At 61.9% G+C, this 6,114-nt stretch carries 6 protein-coding genes; 3 read left to right on the forward strand and 3 right to left on the reverse strand.

Features of this window, described 5'->3' with window-relative positions:
• Positions 1-31: 31 nt before the first annotated feature.
• Complete coding sequence (locus ACM6HV_RS21025; protein ID WP_414905206.1) at positions 32-982, reverse strand: polysaccharide deacetylase family protein; 951 nt, start codon at positions 980-982, stop codon at positions 32-34.
• A gap of 248 nt (positions 983-1,230) precedes the next feature.
• Here ACM6HV_RS21025 and ACM6HV_RS21030 point away from each other — a divergent pair, with 248 nt between their 5' ends.
• Positions 1,231-2,886 (forward strand): MFS transporter, encoded by a 1,656-nt coding sequence (locus ACM6HV_RS21030; RefSeq protein ID WP_414905207.1) that lies wholly within the window; start codon positions 1,231-1,233, stop codon positions 2,884-2,886.
• Positions 2,883-4,025, forward strand: coding sequence for an HlyD family secretion protein (locus tag ACM6HV_RS21035; protein WP_414905208.1), 1,143 nt, complete (start codon positions 2,883-2,885; stop codon positions 4,023-4,025). Before ACM6HV_RS21030 ends, ACM6HV_RS21035 begins: the two co-directional genes overlap by 4 nt.
• A gap of 86 nt (positions 4,026-4,111) precedes the next feature.
• On the opposite strand, the gene copD is transcribed toward ACM6HV_RS21035, so the two are convergent.
• Together copD and copC are read right to left on the reverse strand one after the other, a co-directional pair.
• A complete protein-coding gene (gene copD, locus ACM6HV_RS21040) occupies positions 4,112-4,969 on the reverse strand; it encodes a copper homeostasis membrane protein CopD (protein ID WP_414905209.1) in 858 nt (285 codons plus the stop codon).
• Between the two features lie 3 nt (positions 4,970-4,972).
• Complete coding sequence (copC, locus tag ACM6HV_RS21045; protein WP_414905210.1) at positions 4,973-5,335, reverse strand: copper homeostasis periplasmic binding protein CopC; 363 nt, start codon at positions 5,333-5,335, stop codon at positions 4,973-4,975.
• 138 nt (positions 5,336-5,473) lie between these two features.
• On the opposite strand from copC, the gene ACM6HV_RS21050 reads away from it, so the two are divergent.
• Positions 5,474-6,094 (forward strand): TetR/AcrR family transcriptional regulator, encoded by a 621-nt coding sequence (locus ACM6HV_RS21050; RefSeq protein ID WP_064587091.1) that lies wholly within the window; start codon positions 5,474-5,476, stop codon positions 6,092-6,094.
• The last annotated feature ends 20 nt before the right edge of the window (positions 6,095-6,114 follow it).

Here is a 6,114-nt window from a genome sequence, read left to right on the forward strand (position 1 = left end):
AATGCTGCAAAGAGGGCTGTTTTCGGCGGGTTTACCGGTTATAGAGCGCCTCTGTGTTGTCGATCAGCGGGTTTTTCTCGGTCAGGACGATCCGGGCGATCTGGTCCTTGCGCATGAATGTCACTTTTGGATGGGACTGCGCATAGCGGATAAAACGTTCCATCGCCTCGACCATTGCCGGTGTGCCGCCGATGCGGTCGTGCAGACTCACCGACATCATCCGCCGCTGGCTCGCGCCTTCGGCGTACAGGCGATCAAATTCCAGCACCAGTTGCTGATAGAACTGCTCGGCGGAGAAATGCCGGCCCTCGATCAGCACGATGTCGTTATTGCGCAGGGTGTACGGCACCACGGCAAATTTGCGTCCACGGACCATGGTCACGAACGGTTCGTCGCGGCTGACGTCATCGATGTGATAGGTGAAATTCAGGTCTTGCAGAACCTTCAGCGTATTGGGGCTGCGCCGCAGCCAATTGGCGTTGTAGCCCACTGAGCGCTGGCCGGTAAGTTTTTCCACCGCGTTGACACCGTCGCCGATGAACTGTTTTTCCTGGTCGTAGCTCATGTTGTACGAATCGGCCCAACGCATGCCGTGGGCTGCCAGTTCGTGGCCACGCTCGGCAATCGCTTTCGCCAGTTCCGGGTGTTTGAGCGCCGCTTCGCCGACCACATGCGAGGTGACCTTGATGCCGGTGCGATCCCACAGGTCGAGCATCCGCCACAAGCCTTCCTTGTAGCCATAATCAAACCAGGTCTGCGCCGGCAGATCCGGATAACCCTTGGGCAGCGGCGTGCCGGAGAACGGACTTTCCGCGCCTTCGGGCTGACCGCCGGTTTCGAATTGCATCGACACTGAGATCACCAGTTGCGAACCGTCCGGCCACGGGCGTTCCTGAGCGAAGGCGAGGGCCGGCAGCAGCAGGGCGGCCGCCACAAGGTTTTTTAAAAAGCGTGGGGAGCGTTGCCGGTGGGGCGTGGTCATAACGGGCACCTTGCAGGTTGAGAAGGGCTGCAAGGGTGGCAGTTGCCCGGTGCGGGAAAAATCCGTTGCGGGCGAGAAGACCTTTAAACAGAATTTACGAATCCACCGCGAACCTGTGGGAGCGGGCTGCCGGTCACCCTGTTGCCGAGCCGACTGCCGCCATCGCTGGCAAGCCAGCTCCCAGAGGATTGTGGGTTTGCCGCAACATTTGCGGCAAACTTCCGGCAACATAAGCACAAGGTCTTTCAATGGATCGATACGCCCCGCGCAACTGGCAGCCGCACGAGAAGCCCAGTCTGCCCGGTTCCCCCTCGACGCCGCTGCACTCCAACCCCAAGCGCCTGGCCTATGCGCTGGTCGGGCTGCTGGTGGCGGTGACCGGTGGTTTGGGTAACTCGCTGGTGGTTGCCAACCTGCCTTACCTGCAAGGCGCGTTGGGTGCGACCACGGCGGAGATGGCCTGGCTGCCAGCTGCTTACGTGATGACCAACGTGTCGATGAACCTGCTGCTGGTGAAGTTTCGTCAGCAGTTCGGCCTGCGCGCATTCACCGAAGTGTTTCTGGTGTTGTATGCGCTGGTGACCTTCGGCCACCTGTTCGTCAACGACTTGAGTTCGGCGATAGCGGTGCGGGCGGCGCACGGGATGGTGGGTGCGGCCTTGAGTTCGTTGGGCCTGTATTACATGATCCAGGCATTTCCCGCCAAGTGGCGGTTGAAGGCGCTGGTGCTGGGTCTCGGTGCCTCGCAACTGGCGCTGCCGCTGGCGCGCCTGTTCTCCGAAGACTTGCTGCAGATTGCCGAATGGCGCGGCTTGTACTTGTTCGAATTGGGCATGGCCTTGCTGTCGCTGGGCTGCGTGCTGCTGCTCAAGTTGCCGCCCGGTGATCGCTTCAAAACCTTCGAGCCGTTGGACTTTCTCACCTTCGCCATTCTCGCCAGCGGCGTGGCACTGCTTTGCGCGGTGCTGTCGCTGGGGCGCATCGACTGGTGGCTGGAGGCCGACTGGATCGGCTATGCGCTGGCGGCCTCGATTGCCCTGATCCTCGCGGGCCTGGCCATCGAGCACAACCGCAGCAACCCGATGCTGATGACCCGCTGGCTCGGCAGCGGCACGATGATCCGCCTGGCGTTGGCGGTGACCCTGATCCGCATGGTCACCTCGGAGCAGTCCACCGGCGCCGTCGGTTTCATGCAGAACCTCAACATGGGTTATGAGCAACTGCACAGCCTCTACGTGGTGATGCTGATCGGCAGCATCGCCGGGCTGGCGACCAGTGCGCTGACCATCGACCCCAAGCACCTGCTGATGCCGCTGATCATCTCGCTGGCGCTGATGGCCACCGGCTCGGTGATGGACAGTTTCTCCAACAACCTGACCCGCCCGCAAAACCTGTATTTCAGCCAGTTCCTGCTGGCCTTCGGCAGCACGTTTTTTCTGGGACCGACCATGGTGTTCGGCACCCGCAACGTGCTGACCAACCCGCGCAATCTGGTGAGTTTTTCGGTGTTGTTCGGGATCTGCAACAACCTCGGCGGCCTGCTTGGCGCGGCGTTGCTGGGCACGTTCCAGATCGTGCGCGAGAAATTCCATTCCAGTCATCTGGTCGAGCACCTGACGCTGTCCGATCCGCTGGTGGCCGCGCGCGTACAAAGCGGTGGTTCGGCTTATGGCAGCTTGCTGGCCGACCCGAGTCTGCGCAACCTCGCCGGGATTCGCAGCCTGTCCAACGCAGCCACGCGCGAAGCCAACGTGCTGGCCTATAACGATGTGTTCATGCTGATCGCCGTGATTGCGGTGCTGACCATGATCTGGCTGTCCATTCGTGCGCTGTGGCTGATGAGCACCACCAAAGCCGTCGACCCAGCGCCTTCCGTACCTCCTGACGGTGCCTCCCATTCATGACCGAACCGACCACCACAACCACCAATGCCATCGCCGCCACCCCGGAAGGCGTGGCACCGCCGTCATCACCGAACACCGAGCCGCGCTCGTTGCGGGTGAGGATCATCTCGTCACTGGGCTTTGCCGCGATTGCCATCGTCGGCGTGTTGATCGTGCTCTACGCCTGGCAGCTGCCGCCGTTCAGCAGCGCCGTCGAAACCACGGAAAACGCCCTGGTGCGCGGTCAGGTGACGATCATCGGCCCGCAGCTCAGTGGCTACGTGTTCGAGGTGCCGGTGCAGGACTTCCAGTACGTGAAGGCCGGCGACTTGCTGGTGCGCCTGGATGACCGGATTTATCAGCAGCGCCTCGACCAGTCGCTGGCGCAACTGGCGGTGCAGAAGGCCGCGCTGGCCAATGTGGTGCAGCAACGCAACAGCGCCGAAGCGACGATCAAACTGCGTCAGGCGGTGGTGGCCGACAGCGAGGCGCAGTTGCGTAAAAGCGAGGCGGATCTGCGCCGTAACAAGGAGCTGGTGAGTGACGGCTCGGTGTCGAAACGCGAGATGGACGTGGCGCTCGCGGCCAATGCGCAGAGCATTGCGGCGGTGGCGCAGGCCAAGGCCAATCTGGAGATCGCCCGGCAGGATCTGCAGACGGTGATCGTCAATCGCGGTTCGCTGGAAGCCTCGGTGGCCAGCGCTGAAGCGGCGGTGCAACTGGCGCGGATCGATTTGTCGAATACGCGCATCGTCGCCCCGCGAGACGGCCAGCTCGGGCAGATCGGCGTGCGCCTGGGCGCCTACGTCAACTCCGGGGCGCAGCTGATGGCGTTGGTGCCGAACCAGAAATGGGTGATCGCCAACATGAAGGAAACCCAGATGAACAACGTGCGCGTCGGGCAGCCGGTGCGCTTCACCGTCGACGCGCTGAACCACCGTCAGTTCACCGGGCATGTGCAGCACATTTCGCCCGGCACCGGTTCGGAGTTCGCCCTGTTGCAGGCGGATAACGCCACGGGCAACTTCGTGAAAATCGCCCAGCGCGTGCCGGTGCGGATCACCATCGATCCGGATCAGCAGGAAGAGGAACGCTTGCGCCCGGGGATGTCGGTGGTGGTCAGCATCGACACCGCGGCGGGCGACACACAACCGCATTAAGAGCAAAAAGATCGCAGCCTTCGGCAGCTCCTACAGGGAATCGCATTCCAATGTAGGAGCTGCCGAAGGCTGCGATCTTTTGCTTTTCAGGCCGCAATCATCGGCGGCAAGGTACCGAGCAGGGAGACCGCCGCCACCGCACCCATCCCCAACAACCACTCCAGCAGCACACTGCGCTTGAGCGCGCCTATCCGCTGTTCGCAATCATCAATCCGCAAGCGGTTGAACAACGCCAGTGCAAGCATGCCCAGCACCAGCAACGCCTTGATCAGCAGGATCAGGGCAAAGCCACTGAACAGCGGCGTCGGCCACCATTGCCCGGTCAGCACGCGCACGTTGATCATGCCGGTGATCAGCAGCCCGCCAACAATGGCGTAACCGACACCGCTGAAGCGTTGCAGGGTCCGGCTCATCGTTTCGCCGGGTTGACGCAGGATCAATACCAGCAGCAACAGCCCGCCGAGCCATGCGGCGACGCAGGTCAGGTGAACGATCTGGTTGAGGATCAGCAGTTGCCCATTCAGACCGTCGAGCATCGCGCCGTGACCGACCGGCGCCAGGGTCGCCAGGAGCAGCGCGCTCAACCCCAGACGCAGCGGCAGGCTCGATCGCCATGGCGTAAACAGCAACGCCAGCAACAGCGCGTTGATCAGCAGATGCCAACACCAGACCTGACCGAAAAACGTATTGCCCAGCACCAGGCCAATCGTGTCCGGATCGAACGCGGCCGCCGCCGAACCGGCCATGCTCGCGGTGATCAGCAGCGCCCAGGTGACACCGCTGACCAGCGCAATTGCCGTCAGCCAGCGCGCCCGGCGCGCCAGATGCCGATCCAGTGTCGGCACTGGCGCCTTGAGCAGCAGTGGCCGAAACAGCCAGGCGCCGAACAGCATCAACACCGCGCTGAAATGCACGAAGCGGCACAGCACCAGCGCTTCACTCATGAATTACTGGCCGACCTTGAACTGATAGGCGCCTTCGCTCTTGTGCGTGTCCACCGACACCGCATGCCATTCAACTTTGTATTCCCCGGCACTGAGTGGCGCAGCGGGGGTGACGATCAGGGTTTTCTTGTCGCCTTCGGTGGTCAGCGGTTTGATTGCGACCGGGGCGCCGTCGTGGGTCAGGCTGACTTTGGTGAAACTGGCCTCGACGCCTTCGGAAAAGGTCAGGCGCAGATCGGCCGGAGCGGTGACGGTGCTGTCGGCGGCCGGGGTCTGGCTTTTCAAGTGGGCGTGGGCAAAAACGGAGGATGCGGCGCACAGCGAAGCGAGCAGGGCAGTGGTTTTCAGGACCTTCTTGAACAGCATCGCGTATACCTCTGAGGCAGGACAAAGAAGCGCCAGTTTAGCCATGCGCCGGCCTTCATACGAAGTTTTGTTTGCAGCGGTCGCCCCGAGGCCAGAGCGGATGCTAGTCTTCAACAACGTCGTTGTCAGGGAGCCCTCATGGGCAATCACAAGATCGAGATCCGTCGCAGTAACGTCGAGAAAATCCTGCTGGCGGCGGAAAAGGTGTTCGCCGAAAAAGGCTTCGGCGGCACCGCCATGGCCGATATCGCCGCCGAAGTGCAACTGCCGCGCTCCAACCTGCATTACTACTTTTCCACCAAGAGCGAACTGTACAGCGCGGTGCTGTTCGACCTGCTGGAGGTGTGGAAACAGGACGCGCTGTGCTTTGAGATGTTCGACGATCCACGGGTGGTGCTCAGCAGCTACATCCGCGCCAAGATGAACCACTCGCGCAGCCGGCCTTATGGTTCGAAAGTCTGGGCCAACGAAATCATCCACGGTGCGCCGACCCTGGGCGAGGCGCTGGACGTCAGCCTGTACGACTGGGCAAAGATGAAGGAGGCGAAGATCCGCCAGTGGGTGGAGGACCAGCGGATTCTGCCGGTGGAGCCGTCGAGCCTGCTGTACATGATCTGGGCCTCGACCCAGCACTACGCCGACTTCGATCATCAGGTGAATATTCTGAACGAGCACCAGCCGCTGTCGGACATGCAGTTCGAGCGGGCGGTGCAGACGGTGACCAGTGTGATTTTGCGCGGGATCGGGTTGGAGCCTTGATATATATGTTGAAGCGGCTG

Source organism: Pseudomonas sp. IT-P260, assembly GCF_949768395.1.
Classification (GTDB): domain Bacteria; phylum Pseudomonadota; class Gammaproteobacteria; order Pseudomonadales; family Pseudomonadaceae; genus Aquipseudomonas; species Aquipseudomonas parakoreensis.

What these genes read in the sequence shown, in the direction of transcription:
- copC (WP_414905210.1), bottom strand. Translation starts at nt 5,335, where the DNA reads ATGCTGTTCAAGAAGGTCCTGAAAACCACTGCCCTGCTCGCTTCGCTG.
- ACM6HV_RS21035 (WP_414905208.1), top strand. Translation starts at nt 2,883, where the DNA reads ATGACCGAACCGACCACCACAACCACCAATGCCATCGCCGCCACCCCG.
- ACM6HV_RS21050 (WP_064587091.1), top strand. Translation starts at nt 5,474, where the DNA reads ATGGGCAATCACAAGATCGAGATCCGTCGCAGTAACGTCGAGAAAATC.
- ACM6HV_RS21030 (WP_414905207.1), top strand. Translation starts at nt 1,231, where the DNA reads ATGGATCGATACGCCCCGCGCAACTGGCAGCCGCACGAGAAGCCCAGT.
- ACM6HV_RS21025 (WP_414905206.1), bottom strand. Translation starts at nt 982, where the DNA reads ATGACCACGCCCCACCGGCAACGCTCCCCACGCTTTTTAAAAAACCTT.
- copD (WP_414905209.1), bottom strand. Translation starts at nt 4,969, where the DNA reads ATGAGTGAAGCGCTGGTGCTGTGCCGCTTCGTGCATTTCAGCGCGGTG.